The organism is Sphingobium rhizovicinum, from assembly GCF_042647625.1.
Classification (GTDB): Bacteria; Pseudomonadota; Alphaproteobacteria; order Sphingomonadales; family Sphingomonadaceae; genus Sphingobium; species Sphingobium rhizovicinum.
Genome location: NZ_JBHRVU010000004.1, coordinates 1,957,518 through 1,982,843 on the forward strand (window position 1 = coordinate 1,957,518; position 25,326 = coordinate 1,982,843).

A 25,326-nucleotide genomic window follows, 5' to 3' on the forward strand; every position below is an offset into this window, starting at 1 on the left:
GACGCCGGCTGAAGGTCAAAAACGGCGAGCGCCCGCATATCGCGAGCGCTCGATCCGTCAGTTGACCGAATCCTTCAGACCCTTACCGGCCTTGAACTTCGGCTGCGCCGAAGCCTTGATGGTCATGGTTTCCCCCGTGCGCGGGTTGCGGCCGGTCGAAGCCTTGCGCTGCGAAACCGAGAAAGTGCCAAAACCGACGAGGCGCACTTCGTCGCCCTTCTTCAGCGCGCCGGTGATGGCGTCAAACACGCCCTCGACAGCCTTCGTCGCGTCATTCTTGCTAAGGCCGCTGCTTTCAGCGACCGCGCTGATCAGATCCTGCTTATTCATGCCTTGGGAACCCCCTTGTGCTGTTTGTTCGTTAGGAATCGCGGCGTAGGGCCGGCAATAAGGCGCGGTTTCCGACGGCTGTCAAAGAGAAAGCGACGAAGACCCCGGCCCCAAGTCAATTTTGCATCCTCAGGCGCAAATCGCTTGAAAGCCGGGCCTTTTCGCTTTGCCGCTCCGGTTTAGTGACGCAGTGCAGGATCACCGTCGCGCCCCGCCCCGGCGGACGGCTGCGCAGCCAGATCATCTTCCTCGGTCCAGGCGATCGCTTCCGGCTTCGACACCAGCGCGCGGGCCAGCACCTCATCCACATGAGACACCGGAATGATCTCCAGCCCCTCACGGATGTTGGAAGGAATTTCCGCTAGGTCTTTCTCATTTTCTTGCGGGATCAACACCGTCTTGATGCCGCCGCGCAGAGCCGCCAGCAGCTTCTCCTTGAGGCCGCCGATCGGCAGCACGCGACCACGCAAAGTCACTTCCCCGGTCATCGCCACATCCTTGTGGACGGGGATGCCGGTCAGCGTCGACACGATCGTCGTGACCATGCCGATGCCTGCGGACGGGCCATCCTTGGGCACTGCGCCCTCGGGCAGGTGGATATGTATGTCCTTGCGGTTGAACAGGCTCGGCTTGATGCCATAGCCGGGCGACCGCGCCTTCACATAGGAGAAGGCGGCCTGCACCGACTCATTCATCACTTCGCCGAGCTTGCCGGTCGTTTTGATCGCGCCCTTGCCGGGCACGGTGACAGCCTCAATCGTCAGCAACTCGCCGCCAACCTCGGTCCAGGCCAGGCCCGTCACCGCGCCGATCTGGTTTTCTTCTTCGCCCACGCCATGACGGAATTTGCGCACGCCGGCATAGTCGGCCAGATTGTCGGGCGTAATGACGACCTTGTCATATTCGCCTTCCAGGATCTTGCGCAGCGCCTTGCGGGCCAAACGCGCCATCTCGCGCTCCAGCGTACGCACGCCGGCTTCACGGGTATAATAACGGATCAGGTCGCGGATCGCCGGTTCGGTCACTTCGACCTCCCCGTCCTTCAGGCCATGGGCGTCGATCTGCTTGGGCAGCAGATGTCGCTCGGCAATCTCGACCTTCTCATCCTCGGTATAGCCTTCCAGCCGGATGATCTCCATCCGGTCCAGCAAAGGCTGCGGCAAATTCAGCGAGTTGGCCGTCGTCACGAACATGATGTCCGAAAGATCGACGTCAATCTCCAGATAATGATCCTGGAACTTGCTGTTCTGTTCGGGGTCCAGCACTTCCAGCAGCGCCGACGCCGGATCGCCCCGGAAATCCTGGCCCAGCTTGTCGATCTCGTCGAGCAGGAAGAGCGGGTTCATCGTCCCCGCCTTCTTCAGGTTCGACACGACCTTACCCGGCAACGAGCCGATATAGGTGCGGCGATGACCGCGGATTTCGGCCTCGTCGCGCACGCCGCCCAGCGACTGGCGCACGAACTCGCGGCCCGTCGCCTTGGCGATCGAGCGGCCCAGCGAAGTCTTGCCGACGCCCGGCGGGCCGACGAGACACAGGATCGGGCCTTTCAGCTTGTTGGTGCGCGCCTGCACCGCCAGATATTCGATGATCCGGTCCTTGACCTTCTCCAGCGCGAAATGATCCTCGTCCAGGATCGCCTGCGCCTTCTTGAGGTCGGTCTTGACCTTCCCCTTCTTGCCCCAGGGCAGGCCCAGCAGCACGTCCAGATAGTTGCGCACCACCGTCGCTTCGGCCGACATGGGCTGCATGCCCTTGAGCTTCTTCAACTCCGCCGTCGCCTTGGCGCGCGCTTCCTTGCTCAGCTTGGTCTTGGCGATCTTCTCAGTCAGTTCGGCGAGTTCGTCGCCTTCCTCACCTTCGCCATTGCCCAGCTCGCGCTGGATCGCCTTCAACTGCTCGTTCAGATAATATTCGCGTTGGGTCTTTTCCATCTGGCGCTTCACGCGGCCACGGATCTTCTTTTCGACCTGGAGCACGCCCAGTTCGCCTTCCATGAAGGCGAACACCATTTCCAGACGCTTGACCGGATCAGCCTCTACCAGCAGCGACTGCTTGTCGGACACCTTGACGTTGATGTTCGCCGACACGGCGTCGGCCAGGCGCCCGGCGTCCTCGATCTCGCGCAACTGCACCGGCGTTTCGGCCGGCAGCTTCTTGTTGAGTTTGGCGTAATTTTCAAACTGCTCGGCAACCGACCGCATCAGCGCAGCGGCTTCCGGCCCTTCGGCGGGAATATCCGCGACCGGCGCGACATGCGCAATCAGATGCGTGTCATTGGCCTCCATGCTGTCAAGCTGGGCGCGATGCTTACCCTCCACCAGCACGCGCACGGTGCCGTCGGGCAGCTTGAGCAACTGAAGCACAACGGCGACAACGCCGGTGTCATAAAGCGAATCCCGGCCCGGATCATCCTCGGCCGGGTCCAGCTGCGACACGAGGAAGATTTCCTTATTGCCTTCCATCGCCGCTTCCAGCGCAGCGACGCTCTTGTCACGGCCAACGAACAGCGGAACAATCATCTGCGGGAAGACGACGATGTCGCGCAGGGGAAGCAAAGGGAAACGTTCGGTCAAAAGAAATTCTCCACCGGCCGCACCGGGCGGTCCATTCGCCCTAATATGGCGTAGCCGTCCCCACTATCAATGACCGATCGTCGAGGAAATCCCAAATATGGCGGCGACAGGTCGGAAGGCCGACGACCACAGCCCTTGTCGAACGTCTACAGGACCATAATTGCCATGAGCGCAGGATGAACATGTCGCGCGCGCCACATCGTACGGCAGGCTGCCATGCCCCGCCCTGTTCCAAATCGGGATAAAAGGCCGTTAGAACCGATTTTCACTGGCTTACCGCCTGCCATGCCCATTTATTTCTTTACATTCTTACAATAAAAATCGGGCGGGGCCGAACAGGCGTCGTGGGGGCGACAAATATGGGTGAGAATAGCATAAGCCGGGTGGATCATGGTGCCGCCCCGATAACAGGCGGATCATCCGCGCGCTTCATTGTGCTGGACGGGGTGCGCGGCATGGCGGCGCTCATGGTCCTCATCTTGCATAGCGCCTTCATCTTTCCCTCCGCATCGCTGGCCGTAGACCTGTTCTTCATGCTGAGCGGATTCGTGCTGGCCCATGGCTATGGCGCGCGACTCGACAATGGCGAACAACGCAAGCGCTTCGTCATCGCCCGGCTGATCCGGTTGTGGCCGCTCTATCTGCTGGGCTGCCTGATCGCGATCCCGCCGGCGATCGGCATGGCGCTGTTCAACTGGTCCTTCTGGAATTTCGAGGTTCTGGCGCTGTCGATCGTGACCGCCCCCTTCTTCATCCTGCTGCCCTATGACAGCTTCTCCATTCCGCTGAACCCGCCGGGCTGGTCGCTTTGCTTCGAATTGCTGGCCAATGCGGTGTTCCTCTTCACCGCCACCCGGCTGAAGCCCACATTGTTCATCCTCGCGCTGGCCGGGCCGCTGCTGCTCTATGGCGTCTATGCCTATCAGGGCGGGCCGACCGGATGGTACAGCCTCTGGGGCGCCTTCGCCCGCGGCTTCTTTTCCTTCTTTACCGGCGTGCTGATCTATCGGCTGTGGAGCAATGGCCTGTTGCCGCGCATCCGGGTGCCCGCGCTGCTGATCCTGGCGATCGTCGCGGCGATCTGCATGTATGATCCGCCCAAGCACCGCATCTACTTCGCGGCGGTGCTGTTCGTCGTCAATCCGCTGCTCATCTGGCTGGGGGGGTGCGCCACCGCCAGCGGCCGGACCGCGCGCCTCTGCGCCCTGAGCGGGGAATTATCCTATCCGGTCTATGTGCTGCATGTGCCGATCATCATGATCGTGGAAGGGCTGCGCTTCCTCATGACGGGAGGCGTCGCCAGCGCCTATGTGCCCACCGGCGCGACCTGGGCGATCACCATCCCGATTTCGATGGCGCTCGCATGGCTTCTGCATTTCCACTGGGACGTGCCGTTCCGCCGGAAACTGACGGATCGCTTCCTTAAAGGGCGACGGCCGGCCCCAGCCATCCCGTCGCCCGAGCCCGATCTCAGAACGGCAGCTTGAAGCCCGGGGGCAGCGGCAGACCGGCGGTCATCTTGCCCATTTCGGCATTGCTGACTTCGTCGGCCTTCTTGCGCGCATCGTTGAAAGCGGCGGTGATCAGGTCTTCCAGCATCTGCTTTTCCGACGGGGCAAGCAGGCTGTCGTCGATCGACACGCCCAAAATGCGCCCCTTGGCCGACGCCTTCACCTTGACCAGTCCGCCACCGGCCGCGCCTTCGACCTCCAGCTTGTCCAGATTGTCCTGCGCCCGCTGCAACTCTTCCTGAACACGGCTCGCCATGCCCAGGATTTCATTCAAATCTTTCATGCTTTTGCACTCCATGGTTCGAGCTGGTCGTCCAGCTCGGCTTCGGGGAAGGCGGCCATCGCCGCCTTGACCACCGGGGTTTCCAAAATCTGCGCGCGGGCGTCCGCCGCCTTGTTCTGTTCCTGCTCCAGCAGGGTCGGCTCGCCGCCATCGGCCTGCGCCACCTGCCACACCGTCCCGGTCAGCTCTCGCAGCGCCGGCAGTAGCCGCGCCGTGAAATCGGCCGGCAATTGCGGCGTCGGCCGATAATCGAACTGCGGCGGCGCAAAGCGCACGACGCCCACGCAATCATGCAGTTCCTGCGCCAGCTGCCCCTTGCCCTTCTGCCAGAAGGATTCGATCAGGTCGGCATAGGTCGCAGGCAGGCGTGCGACCGGCGCGGAAGACGCCGCCGCTGGCGCGCCATTACCGGCCACGGGCGCCGCCATTGGCACGCCGCCTTCGCGCAACATCCGCGCCAGTTCGCCCGGATCGGGCATGGTCGCGGCGTGCATGACGCGCAGCAGCGCCATTTCGCAGCTTTCGATCGGCAGGACGGCGTTCGCCACTTCCTCATGCCCCTTGACCAGCAACTGCCAGAGCCGATGCAGCGGCGCGAAGCCCAGCTGCGACGCCCAGTCGGCCAGCGCCTCGCGTTCTTCGGCGGACTGGCCGGGGCTGGCAATGTCCCGCCCGGCCTTCACCAAAGTCACCGCATGGGTCAGTTCCATCAGGCCGCGCATCAGCGACAGCGGCTCGACGCCCAGCGCATATTGGTCGCGCACCGCGCCCAGCAACGCGCCCGTGTCGCCCTCCAGCAACAGCCCGAGCAAGCGGCGCGTGGAGCCGCGATCGGACAGGCCCAGCATGTCGCGCACCTGCGCCGCCGTGACGACCGGCGCAGCCTCTTCGCTGCCCGGTCCCATTTCGGCATGGGCAATCGCCTGATCGAGGATGGACAGGCCGTCGCGCGCAGACCCTTCGGCCGCCTGCGCGATCAGCGACAGCGCGTCAGGCTCGGCCGCCACGCTCTCCGCCTCCACCACATGGGCGAAGTGGGCCGCAAGCAGCTCGGCCGATATGCGGCGCAGATCAAACCGCTGGCAACGCGACAGCACCGTGACCGGCACCTTGTTCACCTCGGTCGTGGCGAACAGGAATTTCACATGGGCCGGCGGCTCCTCCAACGTCTTCAACAGCGCGTTGAAGGCGTTTTTGGACAGCATATGGACTTCGTCGATGATGTAGATCTTGTACCGCGCCGACACGGCGGCATAGCGCACCGCCTCGATAATCTCACGCACATCGTCCACGCCGGTATGACTGGCGGCGTCCATTTCCACCACGTCGATATGGCGACCCTCGGCAATGGCCAGACAGGGTTCGCACACACCGCATGGATCAATCGTCGGGCCGCCCTGCCCGTCAGGGCCGACGCAGTTCAGCGCCTTGGCAATCAGCCGCGCGGTGGAGGTCTTCCCCACCCCGCGCACGCCGGTCATCAAAAAGGCATGGGCCAGCCGCCCCCGCCGGATCGCATTGCCCAGCGTCTGGACCATGGCGTCCTGACCGATCAGCTCGCGAAAATTGCGCGGTCGATATTTGCGCGCAAGAACGCGGTAAGGCTGGGGTGAATCGGACATGACCCTGTCCTAGCCGCTCATGCGGCCATTGTCGAAGCCGGAAGGTTCCGGTCTGGAGGATGACTGGAAAGTAGGAGCCGGAACGACCCGTGACGAAATCACTGTGGCTGCTTCCGTCAGGACCTGACCCGGTTCGCGACGATCACGTCCGCCCGACTCCCGGCGCGGCATATGGCGAAGTCATGCCGGGTTGGCAAGGGGGTTCGGATTTCGTCGGCGCGATCAAGGCTTCGGCCGAATACAGGTAAAAGAGAGTGAAGAGCAGACTGCCTGCAAGAAGAAAATTTAAGTTATGTTTGACTTAGAACAGTTTCACTTCGAGCGCATATTGGGACAGATAATGATCAATACCAGCGGCGTGCAGCAGTAACGATAGGCCGTCGATGTCTTGCTCATGTTGCCATTGACGGAACACACCAATGCCATAATGTTCTTCAGTAAAAATCCGAGGGATAATGATATGGGCGAGATTATCCTTGTAATAAAATGGCTGCACCCAAGTCCCGCCATCCGAGACGGAATTATCGCCCAACTCGGCTTCCAACGGGAGTTCACCCGTCCAATACCCCGCATCTCGCGAGAGTCTGCCATAGGTAGTCCATGAACACCAAGATCGACGCTGTGGAATGCCACTTTCGTCACTGCACTCTCCTGATGTAGTTTTTATCGGGCGCTTCAAATGCTGAGTGGCGATCAGAAGAAAGCAACGCAGATCGACCATGTTCACCTCGAAGTGGACAGTAGGAGCATAACCCAGTCCACGATAAATAGCCGCCCTATTCCAGCCCGCTCTTCTGCGCCTTCGCGACGAAGGCGAGCGCCGCCTGCGCGGTTTCGGCAATCGCGGCTTCAGCCTTCTTCGCGTCCACGGTCGGCCGGTCGATATAGATGGCCAATATATATTCGTCGCCCGCCGGCGATTTCACCAGCGCCACGTCATTATAGGCGTTGCCGCAGGTGCCGGTCTTGCTGCCAGAGGTCCAGCCTTCGGGCAGGCCCGCCTTGATGCGATGATCGCCCGTGCTGCTGGCGTTGAACCAGGCGCGCAGCGTGTCGGCGCTCTGCCCCTTCATGTCGCGGAAGAACAACCGCCCCATCAGGCCGGCCATGGCGGCCGGCGTGGTGGTGTCGCGCTCGTCCCCTTCCGCATTTTCGTTGAGCTTGGGTTCGTTGCGGTCCAGCCGGGTCACACTGTCGCCATGCGCGCGCATGAAGGACGTCAGCCCTTCCGGCCCGCCCAGCATCGGCAACAGCAGGTTGGCGGCGCTATTGTCGCTCACCTCCACCGCCGCGCGCGCCAGTTCGCCCATGCTCATCCGGCCGCGCCTCTTGTTCTTCTTCACCACCGGGGCGTAATCGAGGATGTCGTCGCCGCTGAAGGGAATTTCGCCCTCCAGCCCGAACTTGCCCGCCTCCGCGCCGATCAGCACGGCGGCGGCCAGCGGCGCCTTGAAGGTGGAGCACATCGCAAAGCGCTCGTCCCGGTTGAACCCCAGGATCAACGCACCCTTGCTGTCCACCAGCGCGACGCCCAGCCGCCCGCCCGTTTCCTTTTCGATCTCGGCCGGATTGCGCACCTGCTCCAGCACCGATTGCGGCACCAGATAGCGCGGCGCGGCCGGCATCAACGAATCGAGCCGCCCGGTCGGCACCGGCTCCTTGGCCGGCGCCTTCTTCTTCTCCGCCGCGATAGAGGGCGCAGCCAGCAGCGCCAGCGCGGCGAGGGACGTCAGGGTCTTTGCGGTCAACATCGTCATCGGGAAATCACATGCCCTGCATATTATAGGCTTCGCTCGGGATACGGACGGTCAGTTGCTCCAGCTTGCCGTCGAGGATGATCTGGCAGGCGAGCCGGCTGGTCCGGGTGGCCGCGGCGGCGAGATCGAGCATATCTTCCTCATCCTCGCTGGCGCGCGGCAAGCGGCCAAAATCGCCCGCATCCACGATGACATGGCAGGTGGAGCAGGCCATCTGCCCTTCGCATGTCCCCTCCAGCGGCTGGCCGGCCCCCTGGGCGACGTCCAGCAACACCGATCCAGCCGGCGCGTCGACCTCCTGCCGCCGTTCGCCATCAGCGCTGATGAAGGTGACTCTGGTCATGACTGCGTGCGCTCCCTTGTCACGGCGCCGCTTGTGCGGCTGCCGCTTCCTGCAATGCTTCGGCTGCCCTCTCCAGTTCCTGCCGGTCCGTGTATCGGCCAAAGCCGATCCGCACCGATCCGCGCGCCTGCCCATCCGTCAGACCCAGCGCACGCAGCACATGGCTAGGCCGCCCGGACCCGCTTGCGCAAGCACTTCCCAACGAAAAAGCAACAGTGCGGCAATGGGACAACAGCCGCGCGCCGTCTATCCCGTCGCGCCGCAGGTTCAGATTGCCCGGATAACGGGCGGTGGCGCTGCCGTTGAGCGTCCAGTCGGCAAACAGGGCGCGGGCCAGCGCGGCAAGGCTTTCGACATGCGCGCGATCGCTGTCCGCCCGCTCGCGCATCAACCGGGCGGCGACGCCGAACCCGGCGCACAAAGCCGGCGACAGCGTACCGGACCGCAATCCGCCCTCCTGCCCGCCGCCATGGATCAGCGGCATGGGCTTCACCCCGTCGCGCAGCCATAGCGCGCCGATACCCTTGGGACCGTGGATCTTGTGTGCGCTGACCGCCACCATGTCGCATTGCTGCGGGATGGGCACCCGGCCATAGCCCTGCACCGCATCGCACAGGAACAGCGCGCCGGCATCATGGGCCATCATCGCCATCGCCTCGACCGGCTGGATCACCCCGATTTCATTATTCACCAGCATCGCGACAACGAGGGAGACGCCTGGAACGATCGCCTGCCGCGCCGCGTCCAGATCGACCAGCCCATCCGCGCCGACCGACAGGACAGTCACGGCCCGCCCGGTCCGCCGCATCGCCTCCACCGTGTCCAGCACGGCCGCATGTTCGGTCGCGATGGTGACGATGCCGCCGGCCGGCGCGCCCTGAATGGCGATGTTCAACGCCTCGGTCGCGCCGGAGGTGAACAGCGTTTTCCCGCCCGAAGGCAACAGCTTGCCCACTTCGTCCCGCGCCACTTCCACCTGCGCGGCGGCGGCCCGGCCCAGGCGATGGGCGCTGTGCGGATTGGCGAACTGGTCGCGCAGCAGCGGGATCATCGCATCAAAGGCTTCGGGCGCCAGCGGCGTCGTCGCCTGATAATCCAGATAGATCATGGCTGCGCCTTTTCCGCCATGGCGGTCCACACCGACAGGAACCTGTCTATATCGCTGTCGCAGGTCTGCGGGCCAAAGCTGACGCGCACCACCTGCCCCGCCGCATCATCCTCCCACCCCATCGCGCCCAGCACATGGCTGGTCTTGAGCGATCCCGACGAACAGGCGCTGCCCGCAGACACCGATATGCCTTTAAGGTCGAACTGGATCAGTTGCGCGCGGGCGGACAGGCCGGGCAGGCGATAGCTGGCGATGACGGGCAGGCGCGGCGCATCGCGCGCGACGATGATCCCGCCCGCCGCCTCTATGCCGGCGTCCAGACGCGCGCGCATGCCCGCTGCCCGGCCCAGCCAGTCCTCCCGCGCCTCCAGCGCAGCGGCCATGGAGAGGATGGCGGGCAGATTTTCGGTGCCGGCGCGATAGCCCTGCTCCTGCCCGCCGCTCGGCTCGACCAGCGCCAGATCGCGCAGCAGCAATGCGCCGATACCGGGCGGCCCACCGAATTTATGGGCGCTGATCGCGATCATGTCGGCATCGGGCAGCGCCAGCTTGCCCGCGCTCTGGGCGCAATCGGCAAACAGGATCGCGCCTTCGCGATCAATCCGATCAAGCGGCTGGATCACCCCGGTTTCGTTATTGACGTGCTGGATGGCGAGAATGACGTCATCCCAGCGCTGGCTGGGATCTCGGGGGCCTTGAACGATACCGTCCCCATCCACCGCCAGCCGATCAGCGCCCTTCGTCACCCGCAGCACCGCGTCATGCTCCACCGGAGACGTGACGATCCGACCCGCCTTCGCCCGCTGGAGGCCGATAGCGATCGCCTCGCTCGCGCCGGAGGTGAAGATGACATGCCCGTCCCAGCCCAAAGCCGCAGCGATGCGTCTGCGCGCATCCTCCAGCATGGCGCGGGCGGCGCGGCCATCGGCATGGGGGCTGGATGGGTTGGCCCAGCCAGCCATTGCCCCCACCATCGCCGCCTGCGCGGCAGGTGACATCGGGGTGGTTGCGGCATGATCCAGATAAAGACGGTCGGCGGCCAAGCGGGCGTTACTCATTGATTGCGGAAATGGCGGCGACTTCTATATAGGCGGTCTGCCGCGCAGCGCCAGCGTGAAGCCCCTGTGCCCAGCGCCGGCGCGCGCATCGATCCTATCCCCGCCGCATTCCCGCGGCCCAGAACGATAACAGGTGCCATGCCCGACGTCATTTTCCCCGGACCCGAAGGCCGCCTCGAAGGCCGCTTCAGCCCCCCGCCCCGCCCGCGCGCGCCGGTCGCCATGATCCTGCACCCGCATCCGCAGGGCGGCGGCACGATGAACGACCGCATCACCCAGGCGCTCTACAAGACCTTCGTGAAGCGCGGCTTTGCCGTGCTGCGCTTCAACTTCCGGGGCGTCGGCCGCAGCCAGGGCACGTTCGACAATGGCATTGGCGAACTCAGCGACGCCGCAGCCGCGCTCGACTGGGTGCAGAGCTTCCACCCCGAAGCGCAGACCACCTGGATTGCCGGCTTCTCCTTCGGCGCGTGGATCGGCATGCAGCTCTTGATGCGCCGCCCGGAAATCCGTGGCTTCATCTCGGTCGCGCCGCCGGCCAACATGTATGACTTCTCGTTCCTGGCCCCCTGCCCCTCTTCGGGCATCATCGTGCAGGGCACGTCGGACGAAGTGGTGACGGCCAGCGCCGTGCAGAAGCTGGTGGACAAGCTGCGCACGCAGAAGGGCATCACCATCCATCATGACGAGATCAAGGGCGCGAACCACTTTTTCGAGCATGAGCTGGATCAGCTGATGAAGTCGGTCGACAATTATCTCGACATGCGCCTGTCGCCGGACTCGCCGATCCGCTGATCGCTGGCTGACATTGAAAGGAGGGCTGCCCGAAAGGCGGCCCTTTTTTTGTGTCCGTCAGCCCGACACCGGCAGAGACAGGATGAAGCGCGCGCCTTCGCCCGGCGCGCCGCCAATGACGATGTCGCCGCCCATGGCGCGGGCCAGCCGGCGCGAGATATAGAGGCCAAGACCGCTGCCGCCGGCATCGTCCCGGCCCAGCCGTTCGAACTTTTCGAAAATACGTTCGCGATTCGCCGGGTCGACGCCGCTACCCTGGTCGATCACGGCGATGCGGGCCTGTCCGCTTTCCCATTCGGTGGCGATCCGCACTTCACTGCCTTCGGGCGCGTAGCGCACGGCATTACCGACCAGATTGACCAATATCTGAAGCACGCGGCGAAACTCACCAGTCGCCATCAGCGAGGCGTCAGGCGACGGCGCGACGATGGCGATCCGCCGATCCAGCGCCTTGACCGCCAGCAGCCCGGCCGCCCGCCGGCCCAGATCCGCCAGATCGACAGGTTCGGCCACCACGCTGAAGTCCGGCCGGTCGATCGCCTGTAAATCCGCCAGATCATCGACCAGCGCCATCAGATGCCGGCCGGCCACCGCAATATCGCTGGCATAGCCGGCATAGTCGGGACGCAGCGGTCCTTCCAGCTGGGCGCTGATCGTATCGGCATTGGCGATGATCCGGCCCAGCGGCTGACGCAGCGATCGGTCCAGCCGCCGCCCGAACTCTGCGGGATAGAGCGTCAACTGCGGTTCCTGCGCCATCGGCGCCACGACCGCGCGCACCATCGGGAAGGCCGTGCCCCGATAGCCCTTCAGCTGCCCCGCCTGATCGAACATCGGAAAGGCCGACAGGCTGAAGCGGCTGGCGGCATCCTTCGCCAGCACCGCCTGCTGATCGCGAAAGGCGCGGCGCAGGGCAAAGCCGCGCAGCATCGCCATGTCGCCGTCGGCATTGGCCTGAAGCTGAAAATAGCTGGAAAACCGGCTGCCGGGCACGGGCGGCTCCGGCGGCAGCGCGCCATCCTGCCCTTCGCCCTCCAGCACCATTTCGAACCGCAATTGCGTGTCGATTTGCCAGGTCCATCCTTCGGACAGGGCGGCAATGTCGGCGTCGCGCTGACCATTGTCGGCCGGCATGTCCAGTGGCGGCCGTTCGCGCCAGTCGACGACGGACAGGGTGACGCCATTGCCTTCGGGCCGGGCGCGCACCCACATGTCGATGTCGCCCCGCTCCGCCGCTGCGACCACCGGACGCGACAATGTGACGTTCAATCGCGCCGCCAGTCTGACGATCGCCGCCAGTTGCGGCACCGCGATCACCATTCCCAGATCGGCCCCGGCTTCCCGCTGCAACGCCAGCAATGGCGCATCCGCCTCCAGCAACCGGCCATCAGTGGCCAGCGTGGCGCGGACAATGGCGGGATGCGCCGGATTGTTCATGCCGGGCAGACCGCCCGGAGATGATCCAGCTTCGCGCGGAAAGCGGCCGGCGTGCGCAGCGCGCCGATCGCCAGATCGACGTCGCCATCATTCAGCATCTGATAGCGTTCGGCCTCCGCGACGATCGCGACATCGGACAAGGCCGGGCGCACCGGCCGCAGCGCAATCAGCAGATGGCGATAATCGCTGTCCGATCCCCCAAGCGCCCGGCATAGCAGGGCGACGTCCGACAGAGGGCCTAGCACCAGCATGTCCGCCACCTGCACGCTATCCAGCCGCAGCCGGCGCGCCGCCAGCGCCGTGAACAACAGGAAGCGCCTCTGGTCGAGCGCGGCACCAACCAGCGTCAGCGAATCGGCGCGGTCCCCCATCCGGCGCACCAGCTGATCCGCCTGCGCGATCGGCCCGGCCGCTTCGTCATGATCGGTCAGCAACGCCCAGCCCGATCGTTCGAACGCGCCCAGCAACGCATCGCCCCCATCGGGCATGGTGCGCTGCGCCACCGCCGCCAGGCAGGCCGCGACCGTCCACACCAGTTCGGCATAATGTTCGGCCGGCAGGTCGGGCCGCATCGGCCGGTCTTCCCCCCCCAGCATCAGCCAGCGTCCTTCGGTCAGCGCCAGCGCCGACACCGCGTCGCCCAGATCGGGATCATCGGCCGTAGGCAGGTCGGACGCGGCCTCCCCCGGCCGTTCCAAATCCGCCTCGCCAGATTGCCGCAGCATCAGCGTCACGCCCGCGCGCATCTGCATATGCGCCAGCAATCCGGGGCCGAGCAAAGTCGGTTGCGCCCGCACCATCGGCCAGACCAGCGGCTCAGGCCAACGGTCCAACGCGGCCGCGATGTGGGGCGCATGGTCGAACGACAGGCGCATGGCCATTTCCACCGCCGCCACGCAGCCGCCCAGATGGCGCCGCGTTTCGGCGATCAGCGCATCGTGCCGCGTCAGATCATCGTTCGGAAAGAATAGGGCCAGATCGATCGCATGGCCAACCGGCACGGCGGACATGCCGGCCATGACGCGCGCCATTGGCCAGCCGCCCGCCATGACCGTGCCGGTAAGGGACGAAAGGGCGTTCATGCGGTGCAGCATAATCGCACGTCGTTAAAATGCACTAAACCCTGACGGCGAAAATCCGGGGTCGAAACAAAATTCAGCCCCGATCCAGATCAGCCGGGTTTGCGGAGCAATATGGCTGCGACCGACGCGATGGCCATCACCATCGCAACGTCATATCCGCTCTCTGTCGCGCCGATCAGCCCGGCCAGCAGCAACAGCAGCAGCACGCCGCCGGGGGTTGCGACCATCCATGGCCGGGCCGCGCCCGTGCGCCCCCAGCGATCGGCCGTCAGGATCACCGCCAGCAGCAGAGCCAGATAGGTGGATAGCGCGTCCGCTCCAGCCAGCGCCACACCCATCAGCGCGAAGCCCGGCGTGACAAATGCAGTCCACCCAAGCGGCGGCGGCCGCAGCGCCAGTTCATCCAGCCGATCAGCCGTCTCCGCCAGCAACAGCGCCCCGATCAGGATGCCAAAGCCGGTCAGCATCCATTGCAGTTCGATCGGCACCAGCGCGATCGCGCCCAGCGCCATGGCGGCAATCCGCACCTGCACCGCAGGCACCTGCATCCGCATCAGCGCCGGGCCGATCCGGCGCGCCAGCGGCGCCAGCAGATAATGTTCGATCCCGCCGCGCCCGCGCACGCTCGATGCGCCGGCGGCCGTTACCGCCTGCGCCACCAGATCCGCCTGCTCCTGGCTTTCGACCAGAGCAACGCGCCCTTCCAGCAGATCGTCCTGCGGCACGGTGACGCGACGCGCGCCCTTCTGCACCGCCGCACGCACCAGCGTCAGCGCCAGATCCCAGTCGCCGATCATGTCCAGCGTGCCGAACAACAGGTCGGGGCCGACCCGCGCCAGCCCGGCCCAGCGCTGCCCGGCGTCGATTCGCTCCAGCGGGCCGCTCGCCCGGCTGTCGTCCGCCACCAGCAGCGCATTGCCTTCGTTCGCGCCGATATTGTCGAAATGCGCCTGCGCCACGACGGCGCCGTCCGCCACCAGCAGAACGTCGCCGTCGCGCGGCGCATCCCGCACCATCGACACCATGTCGCGCACCAGTGCGACCGCAATGCCGTCCGCGCTCAGACGATCGACAGCCTGCGACAGGGCGGGCGTGATGACGCTGACCAAGATCAGGATGCGGTCCGCGCCGGCCTGCACCGCCTGGCGCGCCTGATATTCGACCAGCGTTTGCCCGGCGAAATGCAGGCTTGCCCGCAATCCGGGCGGCGAATCGGTCGATGGCCTGCTGGCGCTGAGAATTGCGGCGAAACTCATGTCGTTACGCTTGTGACCCGATTGTTGTGCGGGCGACCTTTTCGCAAGGCGGACGCATTAGCGCAAGCAGCGCCGGCCCGATGATTGCGAATCAGTCCTGGCGCAGGCTGTCCAGCACGGCGCGCAATTGCCGCACGATGCGCGGATCGCCCGGCGCCGATTGCGCCGCCTCATCCGCCAGTACCATCAGTGCGGTCAGGCCAAAACTCGCCGCCAGCCCTTTGAGCCGCCAGGCGGCCAGTTCCCAATTGGCGTCGCACCGCGCCCGGCTGAGCAGGTCGACATGATGCGTGGCGCTTTCCATGAAGGCGATGCGCAGATCGGCGATCAGCGCCTGATCTTCGCCAACGGCTGCCGCCAGGGCTGCGTGAAGGGCGCCGGAATCATAAGACATGGCGACGGACGCTATCTGGCGTGCGTTAAGTTTTGGTAACAGGGCATTTGCGCGGGCGGAAAAACTGCTAGGATGCGGGCATGACAGGGGGCAACAGCAAAATCGTCGAATTTTGGCGAGACGAACCGGGCGCGACCGTTAACGAGTCGCAGGCGGATGATATTTTACTTTTGAAACAGGCTGTTCTGGAAATCGACGATCTGGATGATCCGGCCGATGGCGCTGGCGAAACGATGGTCCGACGGGTGCGCATCGGCCTGTCGCTGCTGGGCGTGGCGTGGACGGGCTTTGCGCTCTGGGCGATGATCATGTCGGGCGATCTGCTGGCCGGGCCGTCCGCCTGGGCCAGCGCTGTCGCCACGCTGACGGCGCCGCTCATCCTGCTGGCGCTCGCCTATCTGCTGCTGGTGCGCAACAGCCGCACCGAATCGCGCCGCTATCTCGATACGGCCCGCGCGCTGCGCACCGAAGCCGATCTGCTGGAACTGCGCCTTGGCCGCATCAGCGCCCAGCTGGAAAGCGCGCGGCAGACGATGCAGGACAAGGCCGAACTGCTCGACAGCTATGGCGCGGCCGCCAGCAGCAATATGGAAGCGTCCGCCGAACTGATCGCCGCGCGCGCGCATTCCACCACCGAACTGGCCGAAAGCGCCGAGCGCGCCGGCATGGCGCTGGTCGAGCGGATGGAAACGCTGATCGGCTCCATTCCCGAACTGGAGGAACGCGCCGGCCGCATGAGCGCGCGGATCATGGACGATGGCCATGCGCTTGCCGAACGCATCGACATGCTGGAGGCCCGACTGCACGCGCTGACCGAAGTGTCGGACGAGGCGCGCACCCGCACGCTGGCTGCCACCAAAAGCCTGTCGAGCCAGCTCACCCAGTTGCAGGAAAACACCCGCGCCGCGACGCAGGAAGTCACCGGCCTGGCCGACATTGCTTCCAGTCGGATCGATGCGACCGCGCAAAGCGCCCGTCAGGCGATGGATCGCAGCCGCCAGGATATGGAGGCGCATGCCGTCGCGCTGACCACCACGATCGAAGCGGCGCAGGCCGGCGTCGCCAGCACCAGCGATCAGGTGCGCGCGTCGCTGGCGGACGATCTTGACGCCATCGGCGGCGCCCTGCGCGCCCGGATCGACAGCATCCTTCATTCTGCGCGGGACAGCTTCGCCACCACCGATCAGGGATTGTCCCGCCGGGCCGAAGCGCTCGAAACGCTGCTGTCCGGCGCGCAAAAGGGCATTGATGCGACCAGCCAGCAGGCGATCGCCGCCCTGTCGCGCGATATGGAAGTGATCGACAGCGATTTGCGCCGCCGGCTGGAGGCCGCGCTGGAACGGGCGCAGGAAAATCTTGCCATCACCAGCGGCGGGCTTTCGACGCAGGCCGATTCGCTCGACGCGCTGATCGCCCGGTCGCGCCAAAGCCTGGACGCCATTGGCGGCGAAACGGTCGCCAGCCTCAGCGACATGATCGGCGATATTGAAAGCCGCCTGCATCAGCTCGACACGATGGTCGAAGGGCAGCGCAGCCTGATGTCCGGCCTGCACGCGGGTCTGCATGATACGATTGCGTCCACCGAAGGCCGGTTCGCCGCGCTGGAGGACAATGCGCTGGCCCGCAGCGAACGGCTGACCGCCGCGCTGGCCCGCATGACCGAGGAGACGCAGCGCATCGACAATGCGCTCACGGCCGGCGGCCTGACCGCCGAGAAGCTGATCGGCGCCGCCGAAACGCTGATGGTTGCGCTCGATTCCAGCGTGCGCGAACTGGATGAAACCTATCCCGGCGCACTGACCCGGTTCGACAATCGCATGGCGCAAAGCCGCGCCCTTCTGGGCAGCACGACGCCCGAAATGGAGCGGCTGGAGGCGATTTCCGAAGCGCTGGTCGGCCGCGCCGAGGAGGCCGAATCGCTGCTGCGCGGCCAGGGCAGCCGTTTGACTGAATGGCTGGAAAGCACGCAGGGCGGCCTTACCGCCAATCGCGAACTCGTCGATCGCCTGCGCACGGCGCTGGATGCCGCCGATCAGGATGCGCGCCGCATCACCGAAGGCGCAGGGCCGCTGCTGGTCACGGCTCTACTGCGCGTCAAGGACACGGCCGATCAGGCGGCGGAACGCGCGCGACAGGCGCTGGGCCGCGCCATTCCGGAGGCCGCGCAACAGCTGGCCGAGGCGAGCGATGCTGCGCTGGAAGGCGTGATCGGCGAAAAGGTGACGGCGCAGATCGAGCAGGTCGCCCGTGTCGCCGAAGAAGCGGTCAAGGCCGCGCATCAGGCGTCAGAACGACTGACCCGCCAATTGCTGACCATCGCCGACACCAGCGCCAATGTAGAACAGCGCATCGTCGAGGCGCAGCAGGCGTCCGAAGATCGAGACCGCGACCATTTCGCCCGCCGATCCGCCTTGCTGATCGAATCGCTCAACAGCACCGCGATCGACGTGGCGAAGATCCTGTCCAACGATGTGACCGATTCGGCCTGGTCGGCCTATCTGAAGGGCGATCGGGGTGTGTTCACCCGGCGCGCAGTCAAGTTGCTGGATGCCGGAGAATCGCGCGAAATCGCATTGCATTATGACAATGACGCCGACTTCCGCGACCATGTGAACCGCTACATCCACGATTTCGAGGCGATGTTGCGGATCATCCTGTCTGCACGGGACGGCAATGCGCTGGGCGTGGCCATCCTCTCGTCCGACATGGGCAAGCTCTATGTCGCGCTGGCCCAGGCGATCGAACGGTTGCGGCAATAAGGTCGGATGGCGGGCCGCAGATAGGCCCGCAAACGCTTGACTAACCCCGATGTGTTTCCTATGCGTTCCTCATACGTTCCACGGAGGACCGCAGCGATGTTGACGCCCAAGCAGCAGGAATTGCTGAGCTTCATTCAGACCCGACTGGAAGAGGGCGGCGTCTCGCCCTCGTTCGAGGAAATGAAGGATGCGCTCGATCTGCGCTCCAAATCGGGCATCCATCGCCTGATCAACGCGCTGGAGGAACGCGGCTTCATTCGCCGCCTGCCTAACCGCGCCCGCGCGCTCGAAGTGCTCAAGCTGCCCGACGCCATGCATCGCGTGCCTGCGCCGGTCGTTGCGCTTCAGCCGAAGGTCGCGCCGCCGGTTCAGCCGCCCATGCTGCCGACCGCCGCCAATGACGTCATTGAAATCCCCCTGCATGGCCGCATCGCGGCGGGCGTGCCGATCGAGGCGATGGAGGGGCACGCCATGCTCTCCGTGCCCGCAGCTTTGCTGGGCGCCGGCGATCATTATGCGCTGGAAGTGTCAGGCGATTCGATGATGGAAGCCGGCATTCTTGACGGCGACTTCGCTCTCATTCAGCGCACCGAGACCGCGCGCGAAGGCCAGATCGTCGTCGCGCTGATCGACGAGGCGGAAGCGACGCTCAAATATTTCCGCCGTGAAGGCGCGAAGGTCCGGCTCGATCCGGCCAATGCGGCCTATGAACCGCAAATCTATGATCCCCGCCAGGTCCGCATTCAGGGCAAGCTCGCCGGCCTGCTGCGCCGCTATAATTAAGGCGTTCGAAACCGGCGGCGCGCAATCCAGGGATGCGCGTCGCCCGGCCTGAAGACGGTGTGAACTTCGCCCGTTTCGAGCGTGATGGACAGGCCGCCGGTGCGCGACAGCAGCCGGCGGTCGATCTTCATCCAGCGCGGCCGACACCAGCGCGGCAACCCGCGGTCGCTGACTACAATATCGGCCGCTGCGCAATCGCGCGCAAAGTCGCGCCGCGCAATCAGCGCATCGCTGCGCGTGAACAGCAATCGCCAGATCCGCTCCGCTTGGTCTTTCACCCGCACGGCGCACAGATCGGTTGAACAGCGCGCGTCGGGCAGGTCGGCAATCGCCGTCAATTCCCCGTCATAGCCCGCGCTTTCCGACAGGACATCGCGCACATAGTCGCCCGCCCGATCGCGCAATATGGCCATGCCCCTATCGGTGCGCACCGCCACATGTCGCCCGTCACCGGTAATCAGCAGGTCTGGCGGCGATGCAAAAAACGTCATCGCCACGCCCGTCACCACTGGCGCCAGCCCCAGCCATCGCACCCGCGTCCGCCACAACAGGCACCAGAGCAACCCCGCCATCGCGACGCCGAACAGACCCATGCCCATCGTCGGCGCGAGCAGCGTCGCCATCGGACTGGCCGACACGCCATGGGCAAGTCCCAGCAGCAGGTTAAGCGTCTGCTCCGTCAGCCACCAGCAGGGCGCGCCCAGCCCGATCACATCCAGCAGCAACGCCAATGCCTCCAGCGGCATGATGATGAAGGTCGTCAGCGGGATCGCAATCAGATTGGCGAATGCACCCAGCAATCCCGCCTTATGAAAATGGAACAGCGCAATCGGCATCAGCACCAGTTCCACGGCGATGCCGGTCGCCAGCATGACCGCCAGCATCCGGCCCGCCTTGCGAATCGCACTTTCATCGCGCGCCACCGCAAAGGCGCGAAAGCGGGGATGCTCGGCCAGCGCGACCAGCGCCGTCACGGCGGCAAAGCTCATTTGGAAACTCGGCCCGGCGAGCGCTTCGGGCCAGAACAGCAGCACGATCAGCGCGCCGGTCGCCACCAGTCGCAGCGTCACCGCATCCCGCCCCATCGCCAGACCGCCCAGCACCAGCAGCGCGGCGACGCAGGAGCGCACCGTGGGCACCTCCGCCCCGGTCAGCAAGGTATAGCCAATTCCGGCGAGCGCGCCGCCGGTGGCGGCGATCAGCATCAGCGGCCAGTCCAGCGCCGCCCGCGCGCTGAGCGCCATCACCCGCATCAACAGGAAGATGACCGCACCGATCAACGCCGTGACATGCAACCCGCTGATGGACAGCAGATGCGCCAGCCCGCTGCGCCGCATCGCCTCCGCATCGCTTTCTGGGATCGCCCCCTGATCGCCGGTCGCCAGCGCGGCGGCGATCCCCTCGGCCGGGCCATCGACCCGATCCACAATATGCCCGAACAGGCGCGCGCGCAGAGATGGTCCGGCGGACGAAGGGCGCAGCATCTCGACCGGCTTCAGCGCCTTGCCGGTCGCGCCAATCCCCTGAAAATAGGCGCGCGCGGCAAAATCATAGCCGCCCGGCACACTGGGCGGCGCGGGCGGCATCAACCGCACCCGGAACCGGATGCGAGCGCCCTGCCCCAATCCCTTCGGCACATCGGCGTCGGCAATATTCACCCGCACCATTGCCGGCAGCATCGGCGCTTCGACCGGCCGCAGCATCACACGCACCATTTTCTGCGCCGGCACCGGCCGCACGCCGACAACATCCCCGGTCAATCGCACGAACATCGCCCGCGCCAGCGGCGGCTGCCCCATCAGGGTGGCCTTGCCCCACACCAGCATGCAACCAAAACAAAGCAATATTGCGCCAGCGACAATCATATGGCGCAACCGCCCGCCAACGGGCAGCATCGCCCCCATGCAGGCTAGGCCAAGCGCCACGCAGCAAAAGGCCAGCCAGGCCATGGCGTGCGGCAGCACAAACCATCCGGCAATGCCGCCGCCCAGCGCAACCGGCGCCCATAGCCCGACCTGTTCCCGCTCCCGTTCCAGCCAGCTTTCAACTGTTTCCATCCCCGTCTGGAACAACAGCGCCCCCCTTGCTCCAAGGGAGGTTTGTCGTGGCTCAAAAGCCGTGCTAGGGGGCGGCGCATCCATGGGTCAGCAAAGGCGAATGTCAGAGAATATGACGGCAAGTGCAACGGGAATGAACAAGCAGGTGGTGACCCGTTTCGCCCCGTCCCCCACGGGGTTCCTCCACATTGGCGGCGCTCGCACAGCGCTCTTCAACTGGCTCTACGCCCGCCACCATGGCGGCAAGTTCCTGCTCCGCGTCGAGGATACCGATCGCGCCCGCTCCACCGAGGAAGCCGTGGCCGCGATCTTCGACGGCCTGGAATGGCTGGGTCTGGGCGGCGACGAGCCGGCCGTCTTCCAGTTCGAACGCACCCCGCGCCACGCGGAAGTCGCCAACCAGCTTCTGGAGGCTGGTCACGCTTATCGCTGCTATGCGACGCCCGAAGAACTGGCCGAATTGCGGGAACAGCAGCGCGCCGCCAAGCAGCCGATGCGCTATGACGGCCGCTGGCGCGACCGTTCGCCGGCAGAAGCGCCCGAAGGCGCGCCCTTTGTCATCCGCATCAAGGCGCCGCAGACAGGCGAAACCGTGATCGAGGATGCGGTGCAGGGCCGCGTGGTCGTGCAGAATGCGGAACTGGACGACATGATCCTGCTCCGGTCCGACGGCACGCCCACCTATATGCTAGCGGTTGTGGTTGACGATCATGACATGGGCGTCACCCATGTCATCCGCGGCGATGATCATCTCAACAACGCCTTCCGTCAGCTTAGCATCATAAAAGCCATGGGCTGGGAAGAACCCACCTATGCGCATATCCCGCTGATCCACGGATCGGACGGCGCGAAATTGTCCAAGCGGCATGGCGCGCTGGGCGTGGACGCCTATCGCGACGACATGGGGATGCTGCCCGAAGCGGTGCTGAACTATCTGCTGCGTCTGGGCTGGGGTCATGGCGATGAGGAGTTCATCCCGCTCGATCGCGCGATCGAACTGTTCGACATCAGCGGCGTGGGCCGCTCCCCGTCCCGTTTCGATATCAAGAAGCTGGAAAATCTGAACGGCCATTATCTGCGCGAAGCCGACGACTCGCGACTGGCCGAACTGGTCGCGCCGCGCATCGCGCAGCGGCTTGGAAAGGTTTTTCCTGAAAACGGACTTGGCATTTTGACACAGGCGATGGCGTCGCTGAAGCCGCGCGCCAAAACCCTTAACGAAATTGCCGAAGGCGCCGAATTTTTGTTCAAAAATTGCCCGCTCGATTTTGACGAGAAGGCATCCGCTCTGCTAGACGATTCCGCGCGCGCGCTGCTGATCAAGACAGCCGACGTTCTCCAGCCCGTCCAGTCCTGGACGGTTGAAGCGATCGAAGACGTTATACGCCGCGTGGCAGAGGATGCGGGCCTGGGCCTTGGCAAGGTGGCGCAACCGCTGCGTGCGGCGCTCACCGGCCGAACGACCTCGCCGGGCATTTTTGACGTCCTCTTCCTGCTTGGGAAAGAGGCGAGCTTGGAACGACTGACCGCTGCAGGGCACGCAACGGCCGGTTGATGGCATACAAGGAGAAAAACATGTCGGATAACAAAGCCAGTTTGACCGTTGGGGGAGAGGCGAAAGACTACGCCATCATGGATGGTACGGTCGGTCCCCAGGTCATCGACGTTCGAAAGCTCTACGCCAACACCGGCATGTTCACCTACGATCCGGGTTTCACCTCGACCGCCAGCTGTGAATCGGGCCTCACCTATATCGATGGCGACGCCGGCGTGCTGCTGCATCGCGGCTATCCGATCGGCCAGTTGGCCGAACAGTCCAGCTTCATGGAAGTCTGCTACCTGCTGCTGAACGGCGAACTGCCTTCGAAGAGCGAACTGGCGGACTTCACCAACACCATTACCCGCCACACCATGATCCACGAACAGCTGACGGCGTTCTTCCGCGGCTTCCGTCGTGACGCGCACCCGATGGCGATCATGGTCGGCGTGGTCGGCGCGCTGTCGGCCTTCTATCACGATTCGACCGACATTAACGATCCCGAACAGCGCCGCATCGCCAGCCACCGCCTGATCGCCAAGATGCCGACGATCGCCGCGATGGCGCACAAATATTCGGTGGGTCAGCCCTTCGTCTATCCGCGCAACGACCTGTCCTACACCGCCAACTTCCTGCGCATGACCTTCTCGGTCCCGGCGGAAGACTATATTCCCGATCCGGTGATCGTGGACGCGATGGACAAGATTTTCATCCTCCATGCCGACCATGAACAGAATGCGTCGACCTCGACCGTGCGCCTTGCCGGTTCGTCGGGCGCCAATCCGTTCGCCTGCATCGCGGCCGGCATCGCCTGCCTGTGGGGTCCGGCGCATGGCGGCGCGAACGAAGCCGCGCTCAACATGCTGCGCGAAATCGGCACCGTCGATCGCATCCCGGAATATATCGCCCGCGCCAAGAACAAGGATGATCCGTTCCGCCTGATGGGCTTTGGCCATCGCGTCTACAAAAATTACGATCCGCGCGCGACCGTGATGCAGAAGACCGCGAAGGATGTTCTGGAAAAGCTGGGCGTCAACGACCCCATCTTCGATGTCGCCAAAGAACTGGAGCAGATTGCGCTCAACGATCCGTACTTCGTCGAAAAGAAGCTCTACCCCAATGTGGACTTCTATTCGGGCGTGATCCTGTCGGCCATCGGCTTCCCGACCGAAATGTTCACCGTGCTCTTCGCCCTCGCCCGCACCGTGGGCTGGGTCGCGCAGTGGAACGAAATGATTTCGGACCCAGCGCAGAAGATCGGCCGCCCGCGTCAGCTGTACACAGGCCCGACCGAGCGCGACTATGTTCCGGTCGACGCGCGCTAAGCGACGGCACCACGGACAGTGAAGAAACGGCGCCCCTGATCGGGCGCCGTTTTTTTGTCGTCGATGGGAATCGGCAAAGCTACGCTTAGCCGACCCGAAATTTTTCCCGCTTGGTCGTTCCATCGTTGCCGCCTAGCGGCGCCTGTATGTCCGACGCCCCCAAAGACGACGTCCGCCTGATCTGGAGCCGCTATTATAGCGCGTTCATTCCCGCGCCGGCTGGCTCCAGCCTTCTCGACCGGCTGAAGGCCGCAAGCGGCGCCATCGGCGGCATCGCCATCACCGGCCTGCTGTGCGGCCTGATGCTGGGCAGCGGCCTAGCGCATCCGTTGCTGGTCGCGCCGATGGGTGCATCTGCGGTGTTACTCTTTGCCGTCCCGGCAAGCCCGCTCGCCCAGCCCTGGCCGGTCCTGGGCGGCAATGTCATTTCTGCGCTGGTCGGCATTTTCGTGGCCAAGGCTGTACCCGATCCCACCATTGCCGCCGCACTGGCCGTCGGCGCGGCCATAGCCATCATGTCGCTGTTGCGCTGCCTTCACCCGCCCGGCGGCGCCGTCGCCCTGTCCGCCGCGCTGGGCGCAAAAACAGTGGCGAGCAGCTATATGTTCGCCCTCGTCCCCGTTGGCGTGAATACAGTGCTGCTGCTGGTCGTCGCCATCCTCTTCCATCGGATCGCCGGACAGAATTACCCCCATGTCGCACCCAAAGCCGTAACACCCCATGATACGGCCGATCCGCCGCCGCTGCTCCGCGCCGGCCCCAGCCATCAGGACATCGCCGATGCCCTCCATGATTTCGGCGACAGGCTGGATGTGGACGAACGCGACCTGCATGCCCTGCTCGCGGACGCTGAGTTGCGCGCCGCCGCCAGAATGACGGGCACGGTGCGCTGCGGCGACATCATGTCGCGCGACATTATGCATGTCGCTGCACATGCCTCCATCGCGCAGGTCCGCGACCTGATGCAGGATCGTGGCCTGCTGTCCCTGCCGGTCATCAGTAATTCCGGCCAGATACAGGGCATCATAGGGGCGCTTGATCTCGCCCGGCCCGGTGCGCAAGCCGCCGACATCGCCCGCCGTCCGCTGCTCGTTCATGCCGACACGCCGGTCGCCCGACTGATCGCGCCGTTCAGCAACGGCCCCCGACGCGAAGCGATCGTGATCGACGCTGATCACCGGCTGCAAGGCCTGATCACCCAGACCGATCTGCTCGCGCTGTTCCTGCTACATTCGCCCGATCAGATCGACGACACATTATCGCGCTGACGCCACCACAATTTTTTTGGGATTGCACCTGTCACCCCGCATGAC

21 protein-coding genes and 1 other RNA gene are annotated in these 25,326 nt (G+C 64.8%); 7 read left to right on the forward strand and 15 right to left on the reverse strand.

Annotated elements, in window-relative coordinates; genetic code table 11:
* Positions 1–57 precede the first annotated feature (57 nt).
* Positions 58–330, reverse strand: coding sequence for an HU family DNA-binding protein (locus ACFOKF_RS10730; protein ID WP_024019962.1), 273 nt, complete (start codon positions 328–330; stop codon positions 58–60).
* 179 nt (positions 331–509) lie between these two features.
* On the reverse strand, positions 510–2,906 hold the full coding sequence (gene lon, locus ACFOKF_RS10735; protein ID WP_380795568.1) for an endopeptidase La: 2,397 nt from the start codon (positions 2,904–2,906) through the stop codon (positions 510–512).
* Between the two features lie 359 nt (positions 2,907–3,265).
* Here lon and ACFOKF_RS10740 point away from each other — a divergent pair, with 359 nt between their 5' ends.
* Positions 3,266–4,393: an acyltransferase family protein gene (locus ACFOKF_RS10740; RefSeq protein ID WP_380795569.1), complete on the forward strand. Its 1,128-nt coding sequence runs from the start codon at positions 3,266–3,268 to the stop codon at positions 4,391–4,393.
* Here ACFOKF_RS10740 and ACFOKF_RS10745 read toward each other — a convergent pair.
* The 8 genes from ACFOKF_RS10745 to ACFOKF_RS10780 form a co-directional block, all read right to left on the reverse strand.
* Positions 4,377–4,700: a YbaB/EbfC family nucleoid-associated protein gene (locus tag ACFOKF_RS10745; protein WP_380795570.1), complete on the reverse strand. Its 324-nt coding sequence runs from the start codon at positions 4,698–4,700 to the stop codon at positions 4,377–4,379. The genes ACFOKF_RS10740 and ACFOKF_RS10745 overlap by 17 nt on opposite strands.
* Positions 4,697–6,322, reverse strand: coding sequence for a DNA polymerase III subunit gamma/tau (locus tag ACFOKF_RS10750; protein ID WP_380795571.1), 1,626 nt, complete (start codon positions 6,320–6,322; stop codon positions 4,697–4,699). Before ACFOKF_RS10750 ends, ACFOKF_RS10745 begins: the two co-directional genes overlap by 4 nt.
* A gap of 67 nt (positions 6,323–6,389) precedes the next feature.
* Positions 6,390–6,485, reverse strand: an RNA gene (gene ffs / locus ACFOKF_RS10755) — signal recognition particle sRNA small type.
* 138 nt (positions 6,486–6,623) lie between these two features.
* Positions 6,624–7,043 (reverse strand): hypothetical protein, encoded by a 420-nt coding sequence (locus ACFOKF_RS10760; protein ID WP_380795572.1) that lies wholly within the window; start codon positions 7,041–7,043, stop codon positions 6,624–6,626.
* Positions 7,044–7,098: 55 nt separating this feature from the next.
* Complete coding sequence (blaSGM, locus tag ACFOKF_RS10765; protein WP_380797746.1) at positions 7,099–8,073, reverse strand: SGM family class A beta-lactamase; 975 nt, start codon at positions 8,071–8,073, stop codon at positions 7,099–7,101.
* Positions 8,074–8,086: 13 nt separating this feature from the next.
* On the reverse strand, positions 8,087–8,422 hold the full coding sequence (locus tag ACFOKF_RS10770; protein ID WP_380795573.1) for a 2Fe-2S iron-sulfur cluster-binding protein: 336 nt from the start codon (positions 8,420–8,422) through the stop codon (positions 8,087–8,089).
* A gap of 19 nt (positions 8,423–8,441) precedes the next feature.
* The gene (locus ACFOKF_RS10775) at positions 8,442–9,530 is read right to left on the reverse strand and encodes a cysteine desulfurase family protein (RefSeq protein ID WP_380795574.1); all 1,089 of its coding nucleotides are present in this window, start codon (positions 9,528–9,530) and stop codon (positions 8,442–8,444) included.
* The gene (locus tag ACFOKF_RS10780; protein ID WP_380795575.1) at positions 9,527–10,573 is read right to left on the reverse strand and encodes a cysteine desulfurase family protein; all 1,047 of its coding nucleotides are present in this window, start codon (positions 10,571–10,573) and stop codon (positions 9,527–9,529) included. Before ACFOKF_RS10780 ends, ACFOKF_RS10775 begins: the two co-directional genes overlap by 4 nt.
* A gap of 153 nt (positions 10,574–10,726) precedes the next feature.
* Between ACFOKF_RS10780 and ACFOKF_RS10785 the strand changes: the two genes are divergently transcribed.
* Positions 10,727–11,383, forward strand: coding sequence for an alpha/beta hydrolase (locus ACFOKF_RS10785; protein WP_179042312.1), 657 nt, complete (start codon positions 10,727–10,729; stop codon positions 11,381–11,383).
* Positions 11,384–11,440: 57 nt separating this feature from the next.
* Here ACFOKF_RS10785 and ACFOKF_RS10790 read toward each other — a convergent pair whose 3' ends face one another.
* From ACFOKF_RS10790 to ACFOKF_RS10805, 4 genes are all read right to left on the reverse strand, one after another.
* A complete protein-coding gene (locus ACFOKF_RS10790) occupies positions 11,441–12,820 on the reverse strand; it encodes a sensor histidine kinase (protein WP_380795576.1) in 1,380 nt (459 codons plus the stop codon).
* Positions 12,817–13,902, reverse strand: coding sequence for a hypothetical protein (locus tag ACFOKF_RS10795; protein ID WP_380795577.1), 1,086 nt, complete (start codon positions 13,900–13,902; stop codon positions 12,817–12,819). The genes ACFOKF_RS10790 and ACFOKF_RS10795 overlap by 4 nt, the downstream gene beginning before the upstream one ends.
* Before the next feature lie 89 nt (positions 13,903–13,991).
* Positions 13,992–15,158 (reverse strand): hypothetical protein, encoded by a 1,167-nt coding sequence (locus ACFOKF_RS10800; RefSeq protein ID WP_380795579.1) that lies wholly within the window; start codon positions 15,156–15,158, stop codon positions 13,992–13,994.
* A 91-nt stretch (positions 15,159–15,249) separates the two neighbouring features.
* Complete coding sequence (locus tag ACFOKF_RS10805) at positions 15,250–15,552, reverse strand: Hpt domain-containing protein (RefSeq protein ID WP_380795581.1); 303 nt, start codon at positions 15,550–15,552, stop codon at positions 15,250–15,252.
* An 80-nt stretch (positions 15,553–15,632) separates the two neighbouring features.
* Between ACFOKF_RS10805 and ACFOKF_RS10810 the strand changes: the two genes are divergently transcribed.
* Positions 15,633–18,311, forward strand: coding sequence for a hypothetical protein (locus ACFOKF_RS10810; protein WP_380795582.1), 2,679 nt, complete (start codon positions 15,633–15,635; stop codon positions 18,309–18,311).
* A gap of 96 nt (positions 18,312–18,407) precedes the next feature.
* The gene (gene lexA, locus ACFOKF_RS10815) at positions 18,408–19,094 is read left to right on the forward strand and encodes a transcriptional repressor LexA (RefSeq protein ID WP_380795583.1); all 687 of its coding nucleotides are present in this window, start codon (positions 18,408–18,410) and stop codon (positions 19,092–19,094) included.
* Here lexA and ACFOKF_RS10820 read toward each other — a convergent pair.
* A complete protein-coding gene (locus ACFOKF_RS10820) occupies positions 19,091–21,151 on the reverse strand; it encodes a ComEC/Rec2 family competence protein (RefSeq protein ID WP_380797748.1) in 2,061 nt (686 codons plus the stop codon). The genes lexA and ACFOKF_RS10820 overlap by 4 nt on opposite strands.
* A 112-nt stretch (positions 21,152–21,263) precedes the next feature.
* On the opposite strand from ACFOKF_RS10820, the gene gltX reads away from it, so the two are divergent.
* From gltX to ACFOKF_RS10835, 3 genes are all read left to right on the forward strand, one after another.
* On the forward strand, positions 21,264–22,706 hold the full coding sequence (gltX, locus tag ACFOKF_RS10825; RefSeq protein WP_380795585.1) for a glutamate--tRNA ligase: 1,443 nt from the start codon (positions 21,264–21,266) through the stop codon (positions 22,704–22,706).
* A 20-nt stretch (positions 22,707–22,726) separates the two neighbouring features.
* Positions 22,727–24,013, forward strand: a complete 1,287-nt coding sequence (locus tag ACFOKF_RS10830; protein WP_380795586.1) for a citrate synthase — start codon at positions 22,727–22,729, stop codon at positions 24,011–24,013.
* Positions 24,014–24,159: 146 nt separating this feature from the next.
* Entirely contained in the window at positions 24,160–25,281 is a 1,122-nt protein-coding gene (locus ACFOKF_RS10835) for an HPP family protein (protein ID WP_380795587.1), read from the forward strand.
* Positions 25,282–25,326: the final 45 nt, after the last annotated feature.

Coding starts and splice junctions, on each gene's coding strand:
- ACFOKF_RS10730 (WP_024019962.1), bottom strand. CDS start 330: ATGAATAAGCAGGATCTGATCAGCGCGGTCGCTGAAAGCAGCGGCCTT.
- ACFOKF_RS10740 (WP_380795569.1), top strand. CDS start 3,266: ATGGGTGAGAATAGCATAAGCCGGGTGGATCATGGTGCCGCCCCGATA.
- ACFOKF_RS10745 (WP_380795570.1), bottom strand. CDS start 4,700: ATGAAAGATTTGAATGAAATCCTGGGCATGGCGAGCCGTGTTCAGGAA.
- ACFOKF_RS10750 (WP_380795571.1), bottom strand. CDS start 6,322: ATGTCCGATTCACCCCAGCCTTACCGCGTTCTTGCGCGCAAATATCGA.
- ACFOKF_RS10760 (WP_380795572.1), bottom strand. CDS start 7,043: ATGGTCGATCTGCGTTGCTTTCTTCTGATCGCCACTCAGCATTTGAAG.
- blaSGM (WP_380797746.1), bottom strand. CDS start 8,073: ATGTTGACCGCAAAGACCCTGACGTCCCTCGCCGCGCTGGCGCTGCTG.
- ACFOKF_RS10770 (WP_380795573.1), bottom strand. CDS start 8,422: ATGACCAGAGTCACCTTCATCAGCGCTGATGGCGAACGGCGGCAGGAG.
- ACFOKF_RS10775 (WP_380795574.1), bottom strand. CDS start 9,530: ATGATCTATCTGGATTATCAGGCGACGACGCCGCTGGCGCCCGAAGCC.
- ACFOKF_RS10785 (WP_179042312.1), top strand. CDS start 10,727: ATGCCCGACGTCATTTTCCCCGGACCCGAAGGCCGCCTCGAAGGCCGC.
- ACFOKF_RS10790 (WP_380795576.1), bottom strand. CDS start 12,820: ATGAACAATCCGGCGCATCCCGCCATTGTCCGCGCCACGCTGGCCACT.
- ACFOKF_RS10795 (WP_380795577.1), bottom strand. CDS start 13,902: ATGAACGCCCTTTCGTCCCTTACCGGCACGGTCATGGCGGGCGGCTGG.
- ACFOKF_RS10800 (WP_380795579.1), bottom strand. CDS start 15,158: ATGAGTTTCGCCGCAATTCTCAGCGCCAGCAGGCCATCGACCGATTCG.
- ACFOKF_RS10805 (WP_380795581.1), bottom strand. CDS start 15,552: ATGTCTTATGATTCCGGCGCCCTTCACGCAGCCCTGGCGGCAGCCGTT.
- ACFOKF_RS10810 (WP_380795582.1), top strand. CDS start 15,633: ATGACAGGGGGCAACAGCAAAATCGTCGAATTTTGGCGAGACGAACCG.
- lexA (WP_380795583.1), top strand. CDS start 18,408: ATGTTGACGCCCAAGCAGCAGGAATTGCTGAGCTTCATTCAGACCCGA.
- ACFOKF_RS10820 (WP_380797748.1), bottom strand. CDS start 21,151: ATGGAAACAGTTGAAAGCTGGCTGGAACGGGAGCGGGAACAGGTCGGG.
- gltX (WP_380795585.1), top strand. CDS start 21,264: ATGACGGCAAGTGCAACGGGAATGAACAAGCAGGTGGTGACCCGTTTC.
- ACFOKF_RS10830 (WP_380795586.1), top strand. CDS start 22,727: ATGTCGGATAACAAAGCCAGTTTGACCGTTGGGGGAGAGGCGAAAGAC.
- ACFOKF_RS10835 (WP_380795587.1), top strand. CDS start 24,160: ATGTCCGACGCCCCCAAAGACGACGTCCGCCTGATCTGGAGCCGCTAT.